19 protein-coding genes and 2 tRNA genes are annotated in these 22493 nt (G+C 36.1%); all 21 read right to left on the bottom strand.

Annotated elements, in window-relative coordinates; all coding sequences use genetic code 11:
- Window positions 1–61 precede the first annotated feature (61 nt).
- Entirely contained in the window at window positions 62–937 is an 876-nt protein-coding gene (hslO, locus tag MHH66_RS00380) for a redox-regulated molecular chaperone HslO (RefSeq protein WP_078185805.1), read from the bottom strand.
- A 6-nt stretch (window positions 938–943) separates the two neighbouring features.
- Window positions 944–1732 carry a type III pantothenate kinase gene (locus MHH66_RS00375; RefSeq protein WP_078185806.1) on the bottom strand — a complete coding sequence of 263 codons (789 nt, stop codon included), beginning with the start codon at window positions 1730–1732 and terminating at the stop codon, window positions 944–946.
- Window positions 1733–1952: 220 nt separating this feature from the next.
- Entirely contained in the window at window positions 1953–3854 is a 1902-nt protein-coding gene (gene ftsH / locus MHH66_RS00370) for an ATP-dependent zinc metalloprotease FtsH (RefSeq protein ID WP_002091565.1), read from the bottom strand.
- Between the two features lie 85 nt (window positions 3855–3939).
- The gene (hpt, locus tag MHH66_RS00365) at window positions 3940–4482 is read right to left on the bottom strand and encodes a hypoxanthine phosphoribosyltransferase (protein ID WP_002124550.1); all 543 of its coding nucleotides are present in this window, start codon (window positions 4480–4482) and stop codon (window positions 3940–3942) included.
- Entirely contained in the window at window positions 4479–5909 is a 1431-nt protein-coding gene (gene tilS / locus MHH66_RS00360; protein ID WP_002191385.1) for a tRNA lysidine(34) synthetase TilS, read from the bottom strand. Before tilS ends, hpt begins: the two co-directional genes overlap by 4 nt.
- A gap of 203 nt (window positions 5910–6112) precedes the next feature.
- Window positions 6113–8584 (bottom strand): stage II sporulation protein E, encoded by a 2472-nt coding sequence (gene spoIIE / locus MHH66_RS00355; protein ID WP_002091571.1) that lies wholly within the window; start codon window positions 8582–8584, stop codon window positions 6113–6115.
- Between the two features lie 261 nt (window positions 8585–8845).
- A tRNA-Glu gene (locus MHH66_RS00350) sits at window positions 8846–8917 on the bottom strand.
- A gap of 13 nt (window positions 8918–8930) precedes the next feature.
- Window positions 8931–9004 (bottom strand) — tRNA-Met (locus MHH66_RS00345).
- A gap of 159 nt (window positions 9005–9163) precedes the next feature.
- On the bottom strand, window positions 9164–9649 hold the full coding sequence (locus tag MHH66_RS00340) for a S1 domain-containing RNA-binding protein (RefSeq protein ID WP_002009683.1): 486 nt from the start codon (window positions 9647–9649) through the stop codon (window positions 9164–9166).
- An 87-nt stretch (window positions 9650–9736) separates the two neighbouring features.
- Window positions 9737–10096: a cell division protein DivIC gene (divIC, locus tag MHH66_RS00335; protein ID WP_078185807.1), complete on the bottom strand. Its 360-nt coding sequence runs from the start codon at window positions 10094–10096 to the stop codon at window positions 9737–9739.
- Entirely contained in the window at window positions 10093–10746 is a 654-nt protein-coding gene (gene yabQ, locus MHH66_RS00330; protein WP_002091573.1) for a spore cortex biosynthesis protein YabQ, read from the bottom strand. The genes divIC and yabQ overlap by 4 nt, the downstream gene beginning before the upstream one ends.
- On the bottom strand, window positions 10743–11051 hold the full coding sequence (gene yabP, locus MHH66_RS00325) for a sporulation protein YabP (protein WP_001059101.1): 309 nt from the start codon (window positions 11049–11051) through the stop codon (window positions 10743–10745). Before yabP ends, yabQ begins: the two co-directional genes overlap by 4 nt.
- 58 nt (window positions 11052–11109) lie before the next feature.
- The gene (locus tag MHH66_RS00320) at window positions 11110–11385 is read right to left on the bottom strand and encodes an RNA-binding S4 domain-containing protein (protein WP_002009677.1); all 276 of its coding nucleotides are present in this window, start codon (window positions 11383–11385) and stop codon (window positions 11110–11112) included.
- Window positions 11386–11399: 14 nt separating this feature from the next.
- Window positions 11400–12860, bottom strand: coding sequence for a nucleoside triphosphate pyrophosphohydrolase (mazG, locus tag MHH66_RS00315; RefSeq protein WP_002009675.1), 1461 nt, complete (start codon window positions 12858–12860; stop codon window positions 11400–11402).
- Window positions 12861–12872: 12 nt separating this feature from the next.
- Window positions 12873–14474: a putative polysaccharide biosynthesis protein gene (locus tag MHH66_RS00310; protein WP_078185808.1), complete on the bottom strand. Its 1602-nt coding sequence runs from the start codon at window positions 14472–14474 to the stop codon at window positions 12873–12875.
- A gap of 231 nt (window positions 14475–14705) precedes the next feature.
- Window positions 14706–15242, bottom strand: coding sequence for a stage V sporulation protein T (spoVT, locus tag MHH66_RS00305; protein ID WP_002009670.1), 537 nt, complete (start codon window positions 15240–15242; stop codon window positions 14706–14708).
- A 135-nt stretch (window positions 15243–15377) separates the two neighbouring features.
- Window positions 15378–18908 (bottom strand): transcription-repair coupling factor, encoded by a 3531-nt coding sequence (gene mfd, locus MHH66_RS00300; protein ID WP_002130216.1) that lies wholly within the window; start codon window positions 18906–18908, stop codon window positions 15378–15380.
- Window positions 18909–19013: 105 nt separating this feature from the next.
- Entirely contained in the window at window positions 19014–19238 is a 225-nt protein-coding gene (locus MHH66_RS00295) for an anti-sigma-F factor Fin family protein (protein WP_002091576.1), read from the bottom strand.
- A gap of 70 nt (window positions 19239–19308) precedes the next feature.
- A complete protein-coding gene (gene pth / locus MHH66_RS00290; protein WP_002144538.1) occupies window positions 19309–19869 on the bottom strand; it encodes an aminoacyl-tRNA hydrolase in 561 nt (186 codons plus the stop codon).
- A gap of 72 nt (window positions 19870–19941) precedes the next feature.
- Window positions 19942–20895, bottom strand: a complete 954-nt coding sequence (locus tag MHH66_RS00285; protein WP_002091580.1) for a ribose-phosphate diphosphokinase — start codon at window positions 20893–20895, stop codon at window positions 19942–19944.
- A gap of 18 nt (window positions 20896–20913) precedes the next feature.
- Window positions 20914–22293 (bottom strand): bifunctional UDP-N-acetylglucosamine diphosphorylase/glucosamine-1-phosphate N-acetyltransferase GlmU, encoded by a 1380-nt coding sequence (glmU, locus tag MHH66_RS00280; RefSeq protein WP_002166365.1) that lies wholly within the window; start codon window positions 22291–22293, stop codon window positions 20914–20916.
- Window positions 22294–22493 lie beyond the last annotated feature (200 nt).

The following is a 22493-nucleotide window of genomic DNA, read 5'->3' as shown; positions in this document are numbered from 1 at the left end:
CAGAAAATTCCCTGTTTGTCAATCTATTTGGGCGGCTGATTCTCCACCTAAAACTTCTTTATTACAACTTCTCAATTAGACTTGTAATATCTTCTTTAGCGAATTTATGTCGTTCATTACAGAAGTGACAGTGAACTTCCGTCTCTTCCTCTTCTGCACGAATTTGTTCTAACTCCGCTTTACCTAAACTAATTAGCACACTTTCAATACGCTCACGTGAACATGTACAATTAAATTGAACATCCATTGTTTCTAGCACTTTCACTTTATCTTCTCCAAACACTTCATACAGTAATTCTTCTGGAGAAAGACCTTGTTCGATTAATTGTGATACTGGCGGGATTTGTTGAAGACGCTCTTCAATAAATGAAATTGTTTCCTCCTGCGCACCTGGCATAATTTGAAGAATGAATCCACCCGCCGCTAATACGCTATCATCTCCATTTACAAGAACACCAACACCTACAGAAGAAGGTGTCTGCTCAGAAACCGCGAAATAATATGTGAAATCTTCCCCTAGTTCTCCCGAAACAATGGGAGATTGACCAATAAAAGGTTCACGCATACCGATATCTTTAATTACCGTTACAAATCCTTCTGTACCTACCGCTTGATATACACGTAATTTCCCTTGTTCCGTTCCTTCAAAATCAACATGCGGATTCGTTACATAACCACGTACATCCCCATTTGCATGAGCATCGACTAAGATAGGACCAATCGGGCCGTTACCCTCTACTTTAATCGTTAACTTCTGCTCGCCTTTTAACATAGCACCCATCATTGTACCCGCAGTTAAAGAACGACCAAGTGCCGCTGAAGCTGTTCTCCATGTATCATGACGCTTTTGCGCCTCACTTACTGTATTTGTTGTACGTACACTATAAGCACGAACCTCTCCATTAAACGCTAACGCTTTTACTAAATAATCTTTCATACTTATTTATTCACCCTTCTCATGTTGTAAATTTGCATTACGCTCATATAACATATACAAACCTTTTAACGTTAAAAACGGATCTACAATATCAATTACATTTGATTCTTCTGAAATTAATTTTGCTAATCCACCTGTTGCAATAACTTTCGGTTCTTGCTTAGCTTCTTCCTTCATACGCTTAACAATACCTTCCACTTGTCCAACGTATCCATAAAGAATACCTGATTGCATTGCACTTACTGTATTCTTCCCGATAACACTACCCGGTTTTGTAATTTCAATACGAGGAAGCTTTGCTGCCCTGCTATATAAAGCCTCTGCCGAAATCATAATTCCTGGCGTAATGACGCCACCCATATAATGCTTCTCTTCGTTAATATAACAATATGTAGTAGCCGTACCAAAATCAACAATAATAAGCGGACTTCCATATAAGTGGATTCCTGCTACTGCATTTACAATTCGGTCCGCGCCTACTTCACGTGGATTTTCATATTTAATATTCAAGCCAGTTTTTATCCCAGGCCCCACTACAAGCGGTTTAATTTTAAAATACTTTTCACACATACACTCTAAAGCGAACATAATTGGCGGTACGACTGAAGACACAATAATACCTTTCACATCTTCAAAAGAAAGACCTTCATGCTCAAGTAACTGCTTTACAAGCATCCCATACTCATCTTCTGTTTTATGACGATCTGTTTCCATGCGCCAATGCTGACGAAGTTCTCCCTCTTCAAACACACCTAGTACCGCATTTGTGTTCCCTACATCCAATACAAAAATCATATTCTCACCACTTATCTTATTTAATCTATATTTGCGCAGTATGTATAAAACTTATAAAAACATCATATCACACATACTTATATAATCATTTTTTCTATACTCATCATTGTACAAAAAGATTACTCTCTATTTCAATTTTTAATAATAGTTTCATTCAATTTTTTTTGCCACTTAAATTCATTTCACAAAAAAAGGAGTGACTATTGTCACTCCTTTTTTCTTACTTATCTTCTGTATCTTCATCGTCTTTCTTCATATTGATGTTTACTTTCACATCATCTGAAGATGTTGGACGCTCAGGTAATCTGCCATAATCATATAAATGATTAATTTGCTCTGCATCTAATGTTTCTACTTCAAGTAACGTTTTCGCGATAATATCAAGCTTATCTCGTTTTTCAGTAAGAATTTGTTTCGCACGAGCATAACAGTCTTTAATAATTATTTGCATTTCCACATCAATTTCATGCGCGATTGCATCACTGTAGTTTTGTTCTGAATGGAAGTCTCTTCCTAAGAATACCTGACCACCTTGTGAGCTACCAAATTGCATCGGTCCAAGCTTATCACTCATCCCGAATTCTGTAACCATACGTCTTGCAATACCAGTCGCACGTTGGAAGTCGTTGTGAGCACCTGTACTTGCTTCACCAAATACAATCTCCTCAGCTACTCGGCCACCAAGTAAACCAGTGATTTTATCAAGTAACTCTGGTTTTGTCATGAAGTAACGATCTTCCTTCGGAAGCATTACCGCATATCCACCAGCTTGACCACGAGGGACAATTGTTACTTTATGAACGATATCTGCTTCATCAAGGACAACACCAATTACAGTATGGCCAGCCTCATGGAATGCAACGATATTACGTTCTTTTTCAGAGATAACGCGACTTTTCTTAGCTGGACCTGCAATAACACGATCCGTCGCTTCATCGATGTCACTCATATCAATTTTCTTCTTATCTTGACGCGCAGCTACTAAAGCAGCTTCGTTTAATAAGTTTTCAAGATCGGCACCAGAGAATCCTGGTGTACGAGTTGCAATTGCTCTTAAGTTGACATTCTCATCAAGCGGTTTATTACGAGCGTGTACTTTAAGTACAGCTTCACGACCATTTACATCTGGACGATCTACTGTAATTTGACGGTCAAAACGACCTGGACGTAATAACGCTGGATCAAGAATATCAGGACGGTTTGTCGCAGCGATGATAATAATACCTTCATTTGCACCGAATCCATCCATTTCAACAAGCAATTGGTTCAACGTTTGTTCACGCTCATCATGACCACCGCCAAGACCCGCGCCACGTTGACGCCCTACTGCATCAATTTCATCAATGAAAATGATACAAGGAGCATTTTTCTTTGCATTTTCAAATAAATCACGTACACGGGATGCACCGACACCGACGAACATCTCTACGAAGTCAGAACCACTAATAGAGAAGAACGGAACGCCTGCTTCACCTGCAACAGCACGTGCTAGTAAAGTTTTACCTGTACCTGGAGGTCCCACTAATAAAACACCCTTCGGAATACGGGCACCAACTTCAGCGAACTTACGAGGGTCTTTCAAGAATTCAACTACCTCAACAAGTTCTTGTTTCTCTTCATCCGCTCCAGCAACATCTCTGAAACGAATTTTTTTCTTTTCATCATTGTATAGCTTCGCCTTACTTTTCCCGAAGTTCATAACACGGCTACCGCCGCCCTGAGCTTGGTTTAATAAGAAGAAGAATAAAATGAAGATAATGACAAACGGAATGATAGAAGTAAAGAACGTTACCCAAGCACTTGTTTCTTCTGCTGGTTGATACTTAACTTCAGCCCCTTGCGCTTTATCATTAATTTTCTTTTGTAATTCCTCAGTATTTGGTGCATAAGTAACAAATTGTTCTCCTTGGCTAGAAGTCTTGAATTGTCCCTTTACCTCAAACACACCATTTTTCGGTTGAAGCTGCACATTACGCACTTCACCTTTTTCAAGTTGAGTAATGAATTTATCGTAGCTAACTGATGTCGTTTTTTGCGTCGAACCATTAAAATAGCTCACGATTCCAATTACTACTAAGAATATCAGTAAATAAAAGATGGTATTACGGAAGATACGATTCATTCCTAACCTCCTCTCACGGCATAAACACTATAGTAAATCGTAACATAAAAAAAATTTCCTATACAATTGTAACGCCTATATTTAATTAATTTGAGTAAACACTTGGTTTTAATACTCCTACATAAGGAAGATTACGGTACTGCTCTTTATAATCTAATCCATATCCTACAACAAATTCATGAGGAACAGTAAATCCAACATAATCTGCTTTCAGATCAACCTTACGGCCTGTTGGCTTATCTAATAAAGTAACAATTTTTACAGATTTCGCTTTACGATATTTAAACAGATCCACTAAATAGCTTAGTGTAAGACCGCTATCAATAATATCTTCAACGATTAAAATATCGCGACCTTCTACCGAAGTATCAAGATCTTTTAAGATTTTTACTTCGCCTGTCGAAACTGTAGAGTGACCGTAGCTAGATACAGCCATAAAATCCATTTCAAGATATGTATCTGTTCTCTTTAATAAATCTGCCATAAATGGCATTGCACCCTTTAGTACACCAATCGCAAGAGGTACTGTATTTTTGTAATCCTCTGCAATAACTGCACCTAGTTCGTGCACCTTTTCTTGTATTTGTTCTTCAGAAATTAATACTTTTTCGATATCTTGATTCATCATTTCATTATCCTCCCGGAAGACTCCTTGCTTTTGTAGTGAATAATCATGTATTTACCCTTCTTTGCTAGCTCTTTCGAAGTAGCAAACGCAGATCGTTTCAACAAGGGTACCCAAATAATATTTCCACTTGCGTCACAAACGATCGGCCATTCTTCTCTTTTTTCTTTTGGTACTTTTGCTTCGATAAAAACAGCTTTTATCTTTTTTGTACCATCCATACCTTGCATTGACATGCGATCTCCATTTTCCCTAGACCGAATACGAAGTGGATACGATATATCATTATACTTAGCAACAAATACTGTTTCATTCATGTTACTCGGTATATCTTCGCTCACCTCTGTTACAAGTTTATCCCCATTCGGCAATATAATTGTCCCAGGTACTGATAAATCTTGCGAAAAAGGAGAAACAATTTCTTGTTTAAATCCAAAACCACATTCTTCGTATGTGCGAACAATTTTCAAACCACCTGGAAAATCTAGTGAACCTGAAGGTTGTGCCCGCTTAAAAAATTCAATCACCTTGTCAATATGTATAGAAGAAAGCGAAGATGGAATCTTATATTCATAAAGATAGTTTAATATTAGTTGAATCCCTCTTCTTTGTAAAGGCATAGACATGGATTCAAAGGCAGGAATTGATAAGCTAATTTGTTTATCGCTTTTTTTTGTAATTACTTTATTCATTTTCTCAAAAGCTAATTCCTGCAAATAAGCCTCATCCTCTTGCATCTGCACGCTAAATTTTTGAAATTTCTCATGCATTTGTGGATTTTCTTCTTTCAAATAAGGAAGGACATATTTACGTAATCGATTCCTTGTATATACTTCTTTTTTATTACTCGGATCTATACGCGGAATAACTTTTAATTTATTACAGTAATCAACAATTTCTTCCTTAGTTACCCCAAGTAACGGCCTAATTAAATATCCATTATGAAAAGATCGCTTCACTGCAATTCCTGCGTATCCTTTCGGAGTACTCCCTCGTACAAGGCGCATTAAAATCGTCTCTACTTGATCATCTCCATGGTGACCAAGAGCTACATATCTCGCATCATATTTCTTCATTATTCTTTCCAAAAATGCATATCTGCATTCTCTAGCTGCAACTTGTGCATTCATTCCATATTGCTGTTGATATTGCGACACATTAATCCTTAGCGTTTCACAAATAACTCCTAGCTCTTTGCAAAGACCCTGTACAAACTGTAAATCCTCATAAGATTCATTACCTCTAAACATATGGTCCACATGTGCTACTACAATTTCTAGCTGTTTTTCTGCCCTTTTTTCTAACAAATAATATAAAAGAGCCAAAGAGTCAGGACCACCAGAAACCCCTACAACAATTGTTGAATGTTTCTTTAATACATCATGCTTCTTTACAAAGTCATCTACCTTTTCAACAAATGCATCTTTCAACTTCGCAATCACCTTTCATTAAACAAGAACAACAACATTAGTTACCTTGTATATAATGGTACAACTTTTACAAACATTGTGCAAAAAAAAGATGTACAAAATCCATATTTTTATCTTACATCCCTCCTGTATATTTAAAAAAGTAATCACATTACCTTTTTAATCAAAAAAACCTAGGCATCTACCTAGGTTTTTTGATTATTTTATTGCGCCTGCATTCCTACTATTGGAATCGTAGCCCACTTCGGCATATTTTTCTTTACTTTCGCCACCACAATAGTCATATCATCATTTATATAACCATCACCAGAGCGAATTACTTCTTCCATAATAATATCAGCGATTTCCTGTGGGTCCTCTGTTTGTAGTTCTTTAATTTTACGTTTTATCCATAATTCGTGATTCTCCACATGTTGCGCTCCCTCAAAGATGCCGTCACTCATCATGATAAGAAGATCGCCCGTTTTTAATTGCTCACCAACCACATCAACTTCAACATCTTCAATGATTCCCATCGGCAAATTACTTGCCTCAATTTTCAAAATATTATTTCCGCGTTTAACAAAACTCGGCGTCGATCCAATCTTTAAAAACTTCGCACTCGCATCCCGCAAATCTACCATAGCCAAGTCAAGCGTTGTATACATCTCCTCTGTCGTCCTTAAAGAAAGAATCGAATTGATGGACTTAATCGCTATTTCTTCATCAATACCTGATTGAAGTATCTTTTGTAATAATTTTACCGTTTCCCTACTCTCCATATGAGCCCTTTGTCCATTTCCCATACCATCACTAATCGCAAGTGCATATTTACCAACGCTCAAATCCATCATCGCGTAGGAATCACCTGAAATAAACCCACCACCTTTTGCAGCTGTGGCCAATCCTGTATCAAGAGAATATGTCTTCGCTGAACCAAATGATATTAAACTGTGCCCATTTGGATATGAGGATTTCTCTTCATGCTTAACGACGATATTCTCTTTTAAAATATCTGAAAGCATTGGAGCAACCAACTTCTCACATTCCCCATGTTCATTAGATGCAGCCGGAATCAACATTTCAATATCAATACTTCCTCTATCTAAACAATAAATATCAACATGCTCCACTTCGACACCAAAATCACGAAACGCTTGTAAAATTTGCTCCTCCTGCGCTTGATGGTTCTCTCTTTCTCGTTGTATCTCCTTAGCGAAATCCTCCATCACTTTTGATACACCTAGTAATTGCTCCGCTACAATTCTACGATTTTCCTTCATTTGTTTTCTTAATTTCTGCCCCTCATAGAAGTGATCTAATTCACCTGCTACTAAATCCGTTACTTTCTTCCCTCTCACACAATGCTTGTCCCATTCACGAACTAACTTCCGATTATGCTGCAGCGTTCCTTCTTCTGTTTCACTCATTATTTGTTTCATATAATCGTATGTTTTATCAAAATTAACTACCCAACATTGATCCTTCTTAAAGCATGTTTGACATGTTTTTGCAGTAATTGTACTTAAAAATAAATCAGCTTCTGTTTCTTTATCTTCCTCCTCCACATACCCGTATACAGAAAAGCTATTAGACAAAGCAGCAAATACATTAGCAAATTGATTGATTTTGTTTGCTGTAACATCGCGCACTCTTCTTAAATATTGTTGTTGATCCTGTGAATGTTCCTGTGTACCCGGCATAAATTTAGCAATACGATCCATAACAAGCTTCGGTGTTAATAAGAAGAAAACAATCGCTACACCAGATTCAATTAAAGTTGTTACAATACTTGTTTGCTTGTCTACATATAATGTAATTAAGCTTGTACCAATTAATAAACCTAAACTAACTCCTATACGCTTCCCTTCTTTTAACAATCCCCCAAGCAATCCTGAAAAAGCAAGGAGACTAAGTTGAGACAAGCTCGCCACATTTGCTAAACTTAATATTAACCCAGTGACAACTCCTACCGTGGACCCTGTAGCTGCCCCTGCAATAAAGGCAAATACTAATACTAAATATCTAGTGAAAATATGTTGAATAGAAGCATCATAAACAAACCAATCCGTTGTGCCCGTTAAAACAGATGCTAGTAATATAATTAAACAAACAATTTCTTCTGTTTCTAACGCTTGTTGCTTCCCTTTCCTTTCCACTAAAAGCGGAACACTTTGTAAAAATATCATCGTTAATACGAAGCTAAGCCCCGCTTCGATCGTACTGACGAGCAGATCATACATGGTGACGGTTTGCTGTGCAAAATATACAACAACTAAATGTGCGGTTAATGCGGAGATAAATACTTGGAATGGTACAAGTCCAACAGTTTTACGTGTAAACCGACTAAAGAAGATATTATAAATAAAGAAGGTAAAGATAGATGCAAAAGTAAAAAATAAATTATCTATTGAAACTGAAAGTGCTCCCCCCATTAGGGCTAAGAACGCGAGCGGCATTTTATCTCGCTTCATAACATAAACAGCAGCAAAAAACGGCAATGCAAACGGTAAAATGTTTGTTAATATATATGCTCGTCCCAAAAGAAAACCAATAACAGCAATAATGAATCCCCATCTAAAGAAAACTTTTTCAAACTTCATTCGCAACTTACTCGTCCACTTTATTGTTCCAAGCTGACTTTCATTCATCGCCAATGCACTTGTATTCATAGTATTCCTTCCTGCTTTAGGCATATTTTTAACACCACCTGCATAGTTTAATTACTGTTATTATAAAAGATGATTATTGGTTTTTTTGTCAAAACAACAGTTTTGACTTTTATAATCGTTCGACTTTTTATTCGAAATAAATCTACATATATACATAGTATTTAATTTATTTAAAGTTAGTTGAAAGAATGTTCAGAAAATATAGGGTGATTTTGTAGAAGTATTGTACGTCTTAATTTATATTTAACAAAAAAAGACCATGCAAATTTGCATGATCTTTTTAGATGACCCGTACGGGATTCGAACCCGTGTTACCGCCGTGAAAGGGCGGTGTCTTAACCACTTGACCAACGGGCCGTTAAATTAAATATAGCGGCGGAGGGGATCGAACCCCCGACCTCACGGGTATGAACCGTACGCTCTAGCCAGCTGAGCTACACCGCCATGTCGTCGTATTTAACGGACAATTAGTATATTACATCAGATATATTTTAAAGTCAATACATCTCAAAAACTTTTTTAAAAATATATTCTCTCACATAAAAAAGTACCCGAGTAATTACTCTGGGTACCTCTCTATATGTTAAGAATTAAACGGACTTATTATCCGCGACGTGCGCCACGGCCACCACGTTTAGATTCTGTGTTACGCTTTAAAGAAGTTAAACGATCTTCACTATCTTTTAAAAAGCGTGCCATCTTTTGCTCAAATGTTTCTTTTGGAGCTCGTTCGTTACCGCCACCGCGGTTATCTCTGTTGGAAGAACGATTATTACGTTGTGGACGTCCAGAACGTTGTTGATCACCACCACGTTGGTATTCACCGCGTGGACGATCTCCTTCTGTTTTTTCACGTTCTTTCGCTTTCTTAATAGATAGGCCAATTTTGCCATCTTTTTCAACATTGATAACTTTTACTTCTACTTGGTCGCCTACTTTTAAGTGATCGTTAATATCTTTCACATAATTATCAGCAACTTCACTAATATGAACAAGACCTGTTAAGCCTTCTGGCAGCTCCACAAAAGCCCCAAAATTTGTAATACCTGTTACTTTACCCTGTAACTTGCTGCCTACCTCGATTGACATAAAAAAAATGCTCCTCCTTAGTGGTTAAAAAGTCAAATTTTACTTTATTATATATAATCCTAAAATACAGTGTCAATAAGACATACTCTACTTAGAAACAGGAAAAATTATCTCCCCTTTTCCGGAGAAGAAATAATCCCTTCTAGCAATCTTTAAAACGTACTCTTCATCATTCAACTTTTGAACTTCATCTTTTAGATTCTTTTCTTTTTTCGTTAATGAATCCAGTTCTTTTTTCATGTCCTTAACTTTTGCTTCTTTTGCTTTAATGGAACTGTTTTGTTGATAAAACGTCACACTAATATTAGCAATAATTGTAAAAGCAAAGACAAAAAAAACCGCTAAACGGCGATAAAGTCGCTTCCTGTTCTCATCCGTTTGTATTATATGTTCTTTAACAGGATTTGGACTCTGTTTGTCGATTGTTCTTTGTCTCAGTTCCCTCATTTCCGAGGTCCCCCTAACTTCTTTTTTATACGCACCCATAATTGGAAGATATGTCCCTTCAATTTTGCTACATATTGCAGGAACCCTACATGCTTCATTATAAAAAGTTTAACACGATTAGGGAGAAGTTTCCATATGAGCGAAGCAATAAACCGAACAGGCGAGAAAAAAACTTTCCATATGAAAAGTAATATCCAAATCACCATTTTCCATAACACATGTCCAATTGAAAGCAGTATACGAAATAAGAATAATATAAATGCAATAAATAGCTGTGCTATAATAATAACAGGTTTTATCATGAGTAGCTGTATAATTCGAACAAAAAATTGTGTTGTTTGTACAAAAATATAGATGAGAAAATTTAACATCTTCATGTATAGTGCTTTCAATAAGCTTTGATATGCTGCAAAACCACATAGTAACGCCAAAAATACATATATACGTAGTTCGGCTTCATTTACACGCAGTAATACATAAAAAACGAATAATGCTTGGACAATCCAAAATAGTATATCATGTATAAATACAAGCCAACGTTTACGCTCTTGGCGTTTTAAAAACCGTTGGTATGTATCTAAAGAAGCACCAATCCAAGCACCCATTCCAATCATCGAAAGCATTGTATACAACTGAATTGTTAGGCTCATTTAAACAACTTACTAAAGAAGCCTTTAGTTTTCTCCCCTTGGTTCTCATCAATATACAGCATTTCATGAACTTTCCCTTTAATTGATACAACACCCTTTTCTACATCTAAATTCTTCATTTGCAAATTTTGACCACGAATTGTTAAAAAACCCATTACAGTCTCGAGTAAAAACTCTTCGCTATCAAAACTCTCTACTTGCTTTACACCAGTAATGTCGATTACACGCCTGCCACGCATAATAATATCATGCTCTACAGAAACATTTTGTTGATTAGAAGACATAGGTGAGTAACCATTATTCACGAAAATCCCCCCATAGCTTTATACTAGCTAATAGTAATGTATGAAGGGCTAACCTATTTTAGAACAAGCCTTCTTCCGCTTTCACTTTTTCCTCACGAACGAGACTATACATGTTTGCTGCATCTTCTTTTTTAGTTGTTTCTTTCAATTCATTTACTTTCACAGTTACTATTTTTTGCCCGAAACGAATTGTTAATTCATCCTCTACCTTCACATCTGAACTCGCTTTTGCCACTTGGCCATTAATCGAAATTCTTCCTTGGTCAGACACTTCTTTCGCTAATGTTCTTCTTTTAATTAAACGTGATACTTTCAAAAATTTATCTAGACGCATATCAAATCCCCCTATTAACGCTCTGTTTGTTTTGCCTCTTCCCATAAAATATCTAACTGTTCTAATGATAAATCTTGCATTTCCTTATTCATTTCAGCTACTTTTGCTTCCATGTATAAAAAGCGATCCATAAATTTCTCATTAGTTGAACGTAACGCTTCTTCTGGATCTAATTTATAATGACGAGCTATATTCACAAATGCAAATAGTAAATCACCAAATTCACCTAGCATCTTTTTCTCATCCATGTTTACAACTTCTTGTTGGAATTCTTGCCATTCTTCTAAGGCCTTCTCTATCATCGGCTGCACATCAACCCAATCAAATCCAACCTTTCCAGCTTTCTTCTGAATTTCATAAGCACGCATTAGTTGTGGCAAGCTTTTTGGAATACCCGCTAAAACAGATTCTTTCACGAATCCCTTTTCTTGTTTTTTAATTTCTTCCCAATTTGCAATCACTTCATCAGCATTATTTACATCCGTATCCCCAAACACATGCGGATGACGACGAACCATTTTCTCAGCTAAAGTCCGAATAATATCATCTATAGAGAACCAACCTTCATCCTCTCCAATTTGGGCATGAAGCATAACTTGTAATAATATATCACCTAGTTCTTCTACTAAATGATCATCATCCTCTTCATCAATTGCTTCTAGCACTTCATACGCTTCTTCAATTAAGTATTTCTTTAAAGATTGATGAGTTTGCTTTTTATCCCATGGGCAACCATTCGGTCCACGAAGATCAGCAATAATTGCTCTAAGCACATCAAACTGCTGATATAAGGACGCACGTTCCTTAACCGGCGGTACATACACACTCGTTAAATTATTTAATTCTGTTTCGTGATCTAACATGTATAACGATACCTTTTTCACTTGCTCGAATGAAGTCCCTGCAGCTGTTACGATATACACTTCGTAATCATCTGGCAAAATCTCCATTAACGTTAGCTTCACATCTGAAGCAACGAATGCATCATACACTTGGCAAAAGATTAAATGTTGACGTAATTCTAATTGTCCTCTTTCAAATGATGTAGCATCAATTAATTGGAACCCTTCAATCGGATCAATTTTTAGACTTGCAAACATCGGATCAAGGAAACTTTGTCCACCTTCAATTCGCACTTCAATATTTGCTGCTTCTCCTTTTTCCAAAAGTAGCTGAACTGTTCTTTCTGCTACAAGCGGATGACCTGGAACAGCATAAATAATTTCTGCGCCTTTAGCTTGTTCTAACAATGTATTCGCAATTGTTTCATATACGATTTCAAATGTATCATGTGCCTCATATACATTATCAAAGGCCGTATACTTTATAGCTTCTTTCTCCAATTCTTCTATAACTGGGTGTTCCTTCGTTCTAACAAACATATGGTCTGCTTCTTTTATCTTTCGATATACACCCATCGTTAACTGATCTAACTCACCAGCACCTAATCCTAAAATAGTAATGATTCCACTCACAACCAGTCACCTCTATCCACTCTTCTTCAATGAACCTTCTTTTTTCTCTTGTTTCATAACGGTTCCTAATTCTTCTTTTGTAAATACACGAAATTTTAAAATTAAAAACATATATGCTAATCCACCGATAGCTACACCTAACAGCGCTTCAAGCGTCGCAATTCCTCTATGTCCTGTATCAATTACTAATCCGGACATTCGCAACATACGCATAAAGATTATTAATACAAACCCCATACCGATACCACTAATAGCTACACCTAACATATTCCGCCTATCAATAAGCGGCTCCGATACAGCTCGCATAAGTAACACACTATTTAGCAAGGCAATTACAATAAGCGCAACTAAAGTTGCAATTGCAGCTCCCTTTACACCAAAATACGGCATTAATATATAGTTTAAAACTAACTTCAAACAACCTCCAAATACAACGAATATTGCTGGTTTTAATGTTTGTCCCACTCCTTGCAAAATGGAAGCAGTTGTAATTGACAATGAACTAAATAAAATAGATAAAGATAAAATCGATAACACATCTGATCCATCACTATTTTCAAACAACATAATATTTGTAGGTTGAATAATACAAGTTAATCCAATAGCAGCTGCAGATCCAATAACAAATGTTATTTTCATTGCTAACTTTACCTTTTCTTGAATAAATGAAAGATCTCCTCTTTCTTTCGCCGCTGTAATAATAGGAATAAGTGACAATGAGAAAGAAGTTGTCACAACAGTACCTAATTGCATAAGTGGGATACTTCTATCATAAACACCTTTTAGTACCTTTGCATTTTCAACTTGCTCTCCCGCACGAATAAGCAAAGTATACAAGGAAATAGAATCCGCCATTTGTATAAAAATAAGGACTAAATTACTAACACAAATCGCTAATCCCTGCCAAAAAAGGATTCGAACAATCCCTTTTTTATTTCTAATTCCCTTCCATCCTTTGAAGAAAATAGCATGGAAATCATGACGCATATAAAGTAAAAGTACGATAATCCCAATAAGCCCGCCTGCAATTGAACCTAGCATGGCACCCGCACCAACTGTATATAAATCAAATCCATGAGCAATAAGGAATAGTGATAAAAATACAATAATAGAAACACGAATCGTTTGTTCAATTACTTGCGAAACAGCCGTCGGCATCATATTATTGAAACCTTGAAAATATCCTCTCGCTACAGATAAAAATGGCATTAGTAGGAATGAAAACGAAATAACACGTAATAATTTATCTAAATGTATATCGCCCATAGCCGATGCAATTGTTTCGGCCCCAAAGAATAATGTGAAAAACCCTATAAATCCAATTCCTAATAAAAACCAAAAAGATACACAAATAATTTCTTCTGCTTCTTTTTGTTTTCCTCGTTCTAATCTTTCTGCGACCATTTTTGAAATAATAATGGGAAACCCATAAGTAGCTAAAATCAAACAAAATCCATAAAACGGATAAATTTGTTGGTAAATATAAAAACCAACATCACCCGCTATATTTTGATATGGAATACGGTAAAAAGCGCTTAATACCTTCGTAACAAAACTTGCGATTGTTAATATAATAGCCCCACGCCAAAAGGCTTGGTACTTCTTCGCTTCCATACAAGAAAACTCCTTTTTCTATTCTCACCCCTCGTATTATATCACAAAGAAAAACTGGCTCTCCTTCATATTCCTTACATTCACTGACTTCTTTCAACAGCAAAAATATTCAATGAAAAAAGGTAGCAAAGCGCTACCTTCGTTCAATATACTTATATCTCCAAGTAGTTAATTTCTCAAATAGAAATATCATAATTAGGAAAGATTGCTACTTATAGAAATTACACTTCGCTACTGCTCCATTTGTTTCGCTAAAAAGCTTGCAGCTGTATTTACTGATTTATGCTCTACTTCACTTATAATAGCCTCTTTAGAGAAGATAACGACAGCTCCGATTGGATCTCCATTTGCAATAATCGAGCCAATTGTATAAGAGCTCACTTTTTCTGTTACTCCATCAATAATTGAAATTTCGCTTTCATCTGTCATAATTACAGACTTACGCTCTTCCATTGTCTTCTCAATTAAATCGCCAACACTTTTATTTAAGTATTCTTTTTTAGATGCGCCTGCTACTGCGATAATAGAATCACGATCGCATACAAGCACATTATGTCCTAAGCTATCGTATAAAGCTTCCGTATATTCCTTTGCAAAATTACCTAGTTCACTAATTGGAGAATATTTTTTCAAAATCACTTCTCCATCGCGATCAACAAATATTTCTAGTGGATCTCCCTCACGAATACGTAAAGTTCTACGAATTTCCTTCGGAATTACTACCCTGCCTAAATCATCAATTCGACGTACGATTCCAGTTGCTTTCATTCTAATGCTGCCTCACTTTCTACTGATGATCAAAGTGGTGAATTTACCTGTTCATGTAAAAATCACCAACTATTAAACATAGTATTTTACACATTAGTTCTTCTATGCACGTCGAATTGTATTTTTTATCTTATATTAGGCATTTATTACTTCTTTTTTTACATCTGGCAAGCCTTTTAATAAATTTTCAGCAATTGTTAACCATTTCGACGTCTCTAATCCATTCGTTTTCATCACAATTTTCAATTGTGACCCCTCCATACCAAGACCGATCATACGGCCAAAACTACTTCCTAGCATGAATAATTTTCCACCATCTATATTTTGGCTCGCTTGTTCAGAAAACAGGAATGTTACTTCAAATTTATTTTGCTTAATTAACTCAATTTTTTCTTTCATCGCCAACACTTTAATGTTTGCAATTTGTAATAAATAACCAACTTCTTGTGGGTAATCACCAAATCTGTCGATCATCTCTTCCTGCAACTCTTCAATATCTTCAATTGCAGAAATACCTCTAAATTGTTTATACATCATAATTTTTTGTTTACTATCTGAAATGTACGCATCCGGTAAATATGCATCTACTTCTAAATCAATTTCAACATTAACGGTATTTTCAACTCCGTCTGTTCCTCTACGTTGCTCAATTGCATCTTTTAACATTTGAGAATATAGATCAAATCCGACAGAATCAATAAATCCATGTTGTTCTGCCCCTAACAAATTACCCGCACCACGAATTGATAAGTCTCTCATCGCAATTTTGAAACCAGATCCAAGCTCTGTAAACTCTTTAATTGCTTGCAGACGCCTCTCTGCAACTTCCGATAACACTTTATCACGTTTGTATGCAAAGTATGCATACGCGACGCGATTAGAACGCCCAACACGACCACGAAGCTGATACAACTGCGATAATCCCATACGATCTGCATCAAATACAATTAATGTATTTACATTCGGAATATCTACACCCGTCTCAATAATTGTCGTACTTACAAGAACATCATGCTGCCCTTCTAAAAACGATAGCATAACAGACTCTAATTCACCTTCATTCATTTTCCCATGTGCGTATGTTACACGAGCATCTGGAACTAACATCGAAATTTCATCTGCTTTTCTTTCAATATCCTCCACACGGTTATATAGGAAGTAAATTTGACCGCCTCTTGCTAACTCTCGCTCTATCGCTTCTCGCATTAACGCTGGATTATACTCTACTACATATGTTTGTACTGGGAAACGATTCTCTGGTGGTGTCTCAATAACAGATAAATCGCGCACACCAAGCATAGACATATGAAGTGTACGTGGAATCGGAGTTGCCGTTAATGTTAACACGTCAACATTTGCTTTCAATTGTTTAATTTTTTCTTTATGTGTAACGCCGAATCTTTGTTCTTCATCAATAATAAGAAGTCCTAAATCTTTATAAGTAACATCTTTAGATAAAATACGATGCGTTCCGATTACAATATCCACCGTTCCATCTTTTAAACCTTTAATCGTTTCATTTTGTTGTTTTCGTGTACGGAATCTACTTAGTAACCCTATATTAATCGGATAATCTTGAAAACGCTCTCGAATTGTTTCATAGTGTTGTTGTGCAAGGATTGTTGTTGGTACTAAAATCGCAACTTGTTTTTCATCCATAATTGCTTTAAATGCCGCACGAATAGCTACTTCCGTCTTTCCATATCCTACGTCACCACAAAGAAGCCTATCCATCGGACGTCCGCGTTCCATATCTTTCTTAATCTCTTCAATAGAACGTAATTGATCCTCTGTCTCTTGATATGGGAATAAAGATTCAAACTCTTGTTGCTCTGCCGTATCTGGTGTATATGCATAACCTTTCGAAGCTTCACGCTCGGCATATAATTTAATTAGGTCATCTGCAATGTCTTGTACAGATTTTTCAACTTTCGTTTTGACCTTCTTCCAATCATTTCCGCCTAATTTATAAACTTTTGGTTCCTTACCTTCAGACCCTACGTATTTTTGCACTTGATCAATTTGTTCAATTGGAACGTATAACTTATCATTACCTTGATATTTAATATTTAAATAATCTTTATGAACACCATTAATCTCTAATGTCTCAATACCTAAAAATTTACCTATACCATGATTTACATGAACTACATGGTCTCCAACTTTTAATTCCGAATAACTTTTAATACGTTCAGCGTTAGATAACTTTTGCTTACGTTGTGATTTTTTAACCTTCTTATGAAAAAGCTCCTTTTCAGTAATGACAACAAACTTTTGCATCGGCATTTCAAAGCCTGCATGTAAATCACCTACAGCAATTTGTAACCTTCCAGGCAATAAGATATCTGTCGCCTCTACAATGTCTGCATCAATATCATAATCACTTAAAATATGTTGTAGTTTTTTTACACGTTCATCATCTGTTCCAAGCACAACGGTCGTAAAATTACCTTCATTCCATCTATCAATTTCAGTTTTTAACAAATGCATCTGTCCGTGGAAATCTTGCATCGTTTTACATGTCACATTTACAATATTTTGAGGATGTGTGTGTGCTATATGGCGTAAGAATAACGTTAAATATACAAAACTTCTTTTTTTATTATGAAGAAACTCCTCAAACGAGTGGGAGAAAGATAAATCCTGAATAATTGTTCCTTCGCCAAGAAGTGAGATATACCATTCCGCTTCTTCTGTTTCAAGGTGTGATGCTGTTTCTTGAATACGGGAAATCTCATCTAAAATTACAACACCATTTTCTGGTAAATAATCTATCAGACTAGCAGGTTCTTTATAGAAAATAGATAAATATTTAAACATTTGTTCTATACTCTGCCCGTTTTTCAACATTTCAATTTCATGACTAACCGTCTCAAGCACAGTAGTCTTTAATTTATCATCGGAAAGCTTTTGCATCGTCTTAGTCAAACCTTCTTCAAGATGCTTAATTCCCGATTTCAATTCTTCCTGTGAAAATAAAAACTCTGTTGCTGGACCGAACTTAACACTTTCCTTTTTATCTTGAGAACGCTGTTCATCCACATCAAACAATCGAATAGAATCGACTTCTGTATCGAAGAATTCAATACGAAACGGTAATTCTTCCGTTAATGGGTAAATATCTAATATTCCCCCGCGTAAACTGAACTCTCCTGGAGCTTCTACCATTGACTTACGCTCGTAGCCAATATGATGTAAAGTATGCAAGAGTGCATCTAAATCAATCTCTTGCCCTAGATTGATTTCAATTTGCCTTTGCTTCCATAATTCTTTTATTGGTAAAAACCTACGCAGCCCTGCAACTGGCGCTACAATAATCCCATTCTCTCCTGCAGCTAAGCGATTTAACACTTCAATACGCTGTGCCTTCAATTCTGGACTTGCAACACCAACCTCCGATGCTATCAATTCATTTACCGGATATAGCCAAACATCTTTTTCACCAAGTAACGCCACTAAATCTTCATGTACTTTTTGTGCTTGGTATAAATTGTGCGTCACGATAAGTTGTGATTGCTTTGTCTTTTTATATAAAGCTGCCATTAATAATGAACGAGAGGATGTTGCCATACCCGATACAAGTTGTTCTTTCAACCCATCTTCTAGCCCATTAATAACCGATTGTATTTCTTCATTTTTATAAAATTGCTCTAATAAACCTATCATTTTCAAAACTCCTCTCAACATAAAGAGCAAGTTACTATATTTTATGCAAATATTTTGGAAAAAGAAAACAGAAAAATGCTTTGGACATGCCAAAGCGACAACATTTTATTGCAGAAATTTTTCATATTCATAATACTCAGGATAAGATGCGAGCGTTTCTTGACACGATTCACAAATCGTTTTTATATATATATTTCCATTCTCATGAAAATGAATCATATCCACTACTTCTTGCTCTGTTAGTTGAAACAAAACGTCGCTATATACTTTTTCTGCGATAATGGAGCCCACATTACTTCCACAATGTCTACAGTAATAATAACCTTCCATACTAGCCTCCTAAATATCCAATTGCTACTAGTATGTGATAAAACAAAATAAAATATTCCAGATTGTGCGCTTAACTATTAAAAGTATTCATGATTTGGAGAAAAGGTTTATTTAACCATTCCTCACATGCATCTGCTGCATTTTCAATGGATTGATTAACGCCAGATATTTCTTCAGATGTAAAACGTCCTAATACGTAATCCACTACTTTCATCCCATTTTTCGGACGATCGATTCCCATGCGGATACGTTGAAATTCTTGTGTTCCTAAATGTGAAATTGTTGATTTCACACCATTATGTCCACCCGCACTACCTTTCATGCGAAGGCGTAATTTACCTACAGGAATATCTAAATCATCGTACATAACAATGAAGTCCTCGACATCAATTTTATAATAATCCATGAGTGGACGGATACTTTCCCCAGATAAATTCATATATGTAAGTGGCTTTAGTAAGATTACTTTTTCCCCATTAACAAAACCTGCGCCAAATACCCCTTTAAACTTTTGTTCATTCAAAGAAATACTCCAACGTTTTGCAAGTTCATCGATTGCCATAAATCCAATATTATGCCTTGTTAATTCATATTCTCTACCTGGGTTCCCAAGTCCTACTATTAATTTCATTCTTGTACCACTACTTTCTTTTTTCGATACGAAAAGACGTAACCAAGCTTGGTTACGTCTCATTCTATCCAATTAATTGAATAATACACTTACAGATTCTTCTTCGTATACACGAATGATTGCTTCTCCGATTAATGGAGCAACTGAAAGTTCATGTACTTTATCAATTTTCTTCTCTTCTGGTAATACGATAGAGTTCGTTACAACTAACTCTTTAATATTCGAATTTTGAATACGCTCAATTGCTGGACCAGATAATACTGGGTGTGTACAGCAAGCATATACTTCAGAAGCACCGTTCTCAACAAGAGCGTTTGCCGCTAATGTAATTGTACCAGCTGTATCAATGATGTCATCAATTAAAATTGCTGTTTTGCCTTCGATGTTACCGATAATGTTCATTACCTCAGATACATTCGGACGAGGACGACGCTTATCAATAATAGCGATTGGCGCTTTTAGGCGATCTGCCATTTTTCTAGCACGAGTTACACCACCGTGATCAGGAGATACGATTACGATATCTTTAAGGCCTTTTGCTTCAAAGTAGTCTGAAAGAATCGGTACACCCATTAAGTGGTCGATCGGGATATCAAAGAATCCTTGAATTTGCGGAGCATGTAAATCTAGAGTGATTACACGAGTTGCACCTGCTGTTTCAAGCAAGTTTGCTACAAGTTTCGATGTAATTGGTTCACGAGAACGCGCTTTACGGTCTTGACGCGCATAACCATAGTAAGGAATAACAATATTAATTGTTTTTGCAGATGCACGTTTTAATGCATCAATCATAATAAGTAATTCCATGATATGTTCGTTTACTGGGAAGCTTGTAGATTGAATAATGAATACATCGCAACCACGGATACTTTCTTCAATGTTAATTTGAACTTCTCCATCACTAAAACGATCAACAGAACATTTTCCTAGTCCTACTCCAATATGCTTTGCGATTTGCTCAGCAAGTTCCTTATTAGAGTTTAAAGAGAATACTTTCAAATTAGAATTTAGATATTGAGTCGACATCTAGATTAACCCTCCACATTATGATTTTTTCTTATTCAGCAATTGATCAACATAGTCTTCTTTGTTAACTTGACGTGCACGTGCTACTGATAATGCTTTTGATGGAACATTCTCTGTTATTGTAGAGCCTGCTGCCACATAAGCACCATCTTCAACTGTTACAGGCGCAACAAGGTTTGAATTACATCCAATAAATACCCCGTTACCAATTACAGTTTTAAATTTATTCTTGCCGTCGTAGTTCACCGTAATTGAACCACAACCAAGATTCACGTCTTCTCCAACTTGTGCATCCCCGATATAACTTAAGTGTGAAGCTTTACTTCTATTACCAAAAACAGTTTTTTTGATTTCTACGAAGTTTCCAACGCGCACTTCATCTCCAATAACTGAATCTGGGCGAATATGTGCAAATGGACCAACTGATACTTCTGTACCAAGTTTGCTGTCATGTACAGTAGATTGACGAATTACCGTACGATCTCCAATTTCACTATCGCGAATTACTGTATGCGGTCCAATTTCACAATCAGAACCAATTACAGTGTTCCCCTCAATAACCGTTCCTGGGTGAAGAACTGTATCACTACCAATAACTGCATCCGCAGAAATGTATGTGTTACTTGGATCAATAATTGTAACACCATTTACCATGTTCTTTCTGTTAATACGATTTTTCATAATAATTTCCGCTTGCGATAGAGCGACTCTGTCGTTAACACCTAACGTTTCATCGAAGTGCTCTGTTTGATAAGCTGATACAATATGACCTTCATTTTTTAAAATTTCAATAACGTCCGGAAGGTAATATTCGCCCTGTACATTATCATTTGAAACTTTAGAAAGTGAAGCAAATAAAGCTTTATTATCAAAACAATACGTACCTGTATTGATTTCTTTAATAGCTAATTCTTTTTCATTTGCATCCTTATGCTCAACAATCTTTTCAACATGACCATTCTCATTACGAACGATACGGCCATATCCAGCAGGCTCTTCTATGTACGCTGTTAGTACCGTCGCCATTGCTCCCGCTTCTTCGTGTTGCTGAAGCAATGCTTCCATCGTTTCAGCAGTTATTAGAGGTGTATCACCACAAATAACTAAAGTTGTTCCCTCTTCATTTGCAAGTACACTTGCAGCTTGATCGACAGCATGAGCTGTACCAAGTTGTTCTGCTTGTAATGCAAACTCACTTACGTTTCCTAGCTGTTCTTGTACCTTTTCAGCACCATGTCCAACGACTGTTACAAGTTTCTGCAATCCTAATTGAGATACTTCATTGACTACATGTTGTACCATTGGTTTTCCACATACAGGATGCAGCACTTTGTATAGCTTGGACTTCATACGTGTGCCTTTACCTGCAGCTAGAATCACTGCAAATCTGTTTGACATATAGACCCTCCATCGCAACCTATTTATCCATTAACGATATTATCCTAAATCATCATATATTTCAAGAAACACATTATAACTATTAAATTTTACCATAATTCTTATAAGATGTTTTACTCTTTAGTATCTTTTTTAAGGAATAAGCTATACTATTTTAAATGATTTTGAAAAAATTAGAAGTTTTTCATCTTTATTTTTTC

Source organism: Bacillus sp. FSL H8-0492, assembly GCF_038006145.1.
Classification (GTDB): Bacteria; Bacillota; Bacilli; order Bacillales; family Bacillaceae_G; genus Bacillus_A; species Bacillus_A mycoides.
The sequence above is the reverse complement of the archived record's forward strand: the minus strand, read 5'-3'. Positions and strand labels throughout refer to the sequence as shown.

Coding starts and splice junctions, on each gene's coding strand:
- spoIIE (WP_002091571.1), bottom strand. CDS start 8,584: ATGCCTAAAGCAGGAAGGAATACTATGAATACAAGTGCATTGGCGATG.
- hpt (WP_002124550.1), bottom strand. CDS start 4,482: ATGATGAATCAAGATATCGAAAAAGTATTAATTTCTGAAGAACAAATA.
- spoVT (WP_002009670.1), bottom strand. CDS start 15,242: ATGAAAGCAACTGGAATCGTACGTCGAATTGATGATTTAGGCAGGGTA.
- MHH66_RS00320 (WP_002009677.1), bottom strand. CDS start 11,385: ATGCGTCTAGATAAATTTTTGAAAGTATCACGTTTAATTAAAAGAAGA.
- MHH66_RS00310 (WP_078185808.1), bottom strand. CDS start 14,474: ATGGAAGCGAAGAAGTACCAAGCCTTTTGGCGTGGGGCTATTATATTA.
- hslO (WP_078185805.1), bottom strand. CDS start 937: ATGAAAGATTATTTAGTAAAAGCGTTAGCGTTTAATGGAGAGGTTCGT.
- mfd (WP_002130216.1), bottom strand. CDS start 18,908: ATGATAGGTTTATTAGAGCAATTTTATAAAAATGAAGAAATACAATCG.
- divIC (WP_078185807.1), bottom strand. CDS start 10,096: ATGAGGGAACTGAGACAAAGAACAATCGACAAACAGAGTCCAAATCCT.
- MHH66_RS00295 (WP_002091576.1), bottom strand. CDS start 19,238: ATGGAAGGTTATTATTACTGTAGACATTGTGGAAGTAATGTGGGCTCC.
- pth (WP_002144538.1), bottom strand. CDS start 19,869: ATGAAATTAATAGTAGGACTTGGGAACCCAGGTAGAGAATATGAATTA.
- MHH66_RS00285 (WP_002091580.1), bottom strand. CDS start 20,895: ATGTCGACTCAATATCTAAATTCTAATTTGAAAGTATTCTCTTTAAAC.
- MHH66_RS00375 (WP_078185806.1), bottom strand. CDS start 1,732: ATGATTTTTGTATTGGATGTAGGGAACACAAATGCGGTACTAGGTGTG.
- yabQ (WP_002091573.1), bottom strand. CDS start 10,746: ATGAGCCTAACAATTCAGTTGTATACAATGCTTTCGATGATTGGAATG.
- glmU (WP_002166365.1), bottom strand. CDS start 22,293: ATGTCAAACAGATTTGCAGTGATTCTAGCTGCAGGTAAAGGCACACGT.
- MHH66_RS00340 (WP_002009683.1), bottom strand. CDS start 9,649: ATGTCAATCGAGGTAGGCAGCAAGTTACAGGGTAAAGTAACAGGTATT.
- ftsH (WP_002091565.1), bottom strand. CDS start 3,854: ATGAATCGTATCTTCCGTAATACCATCTTTTATTTACTGATATTCTTA.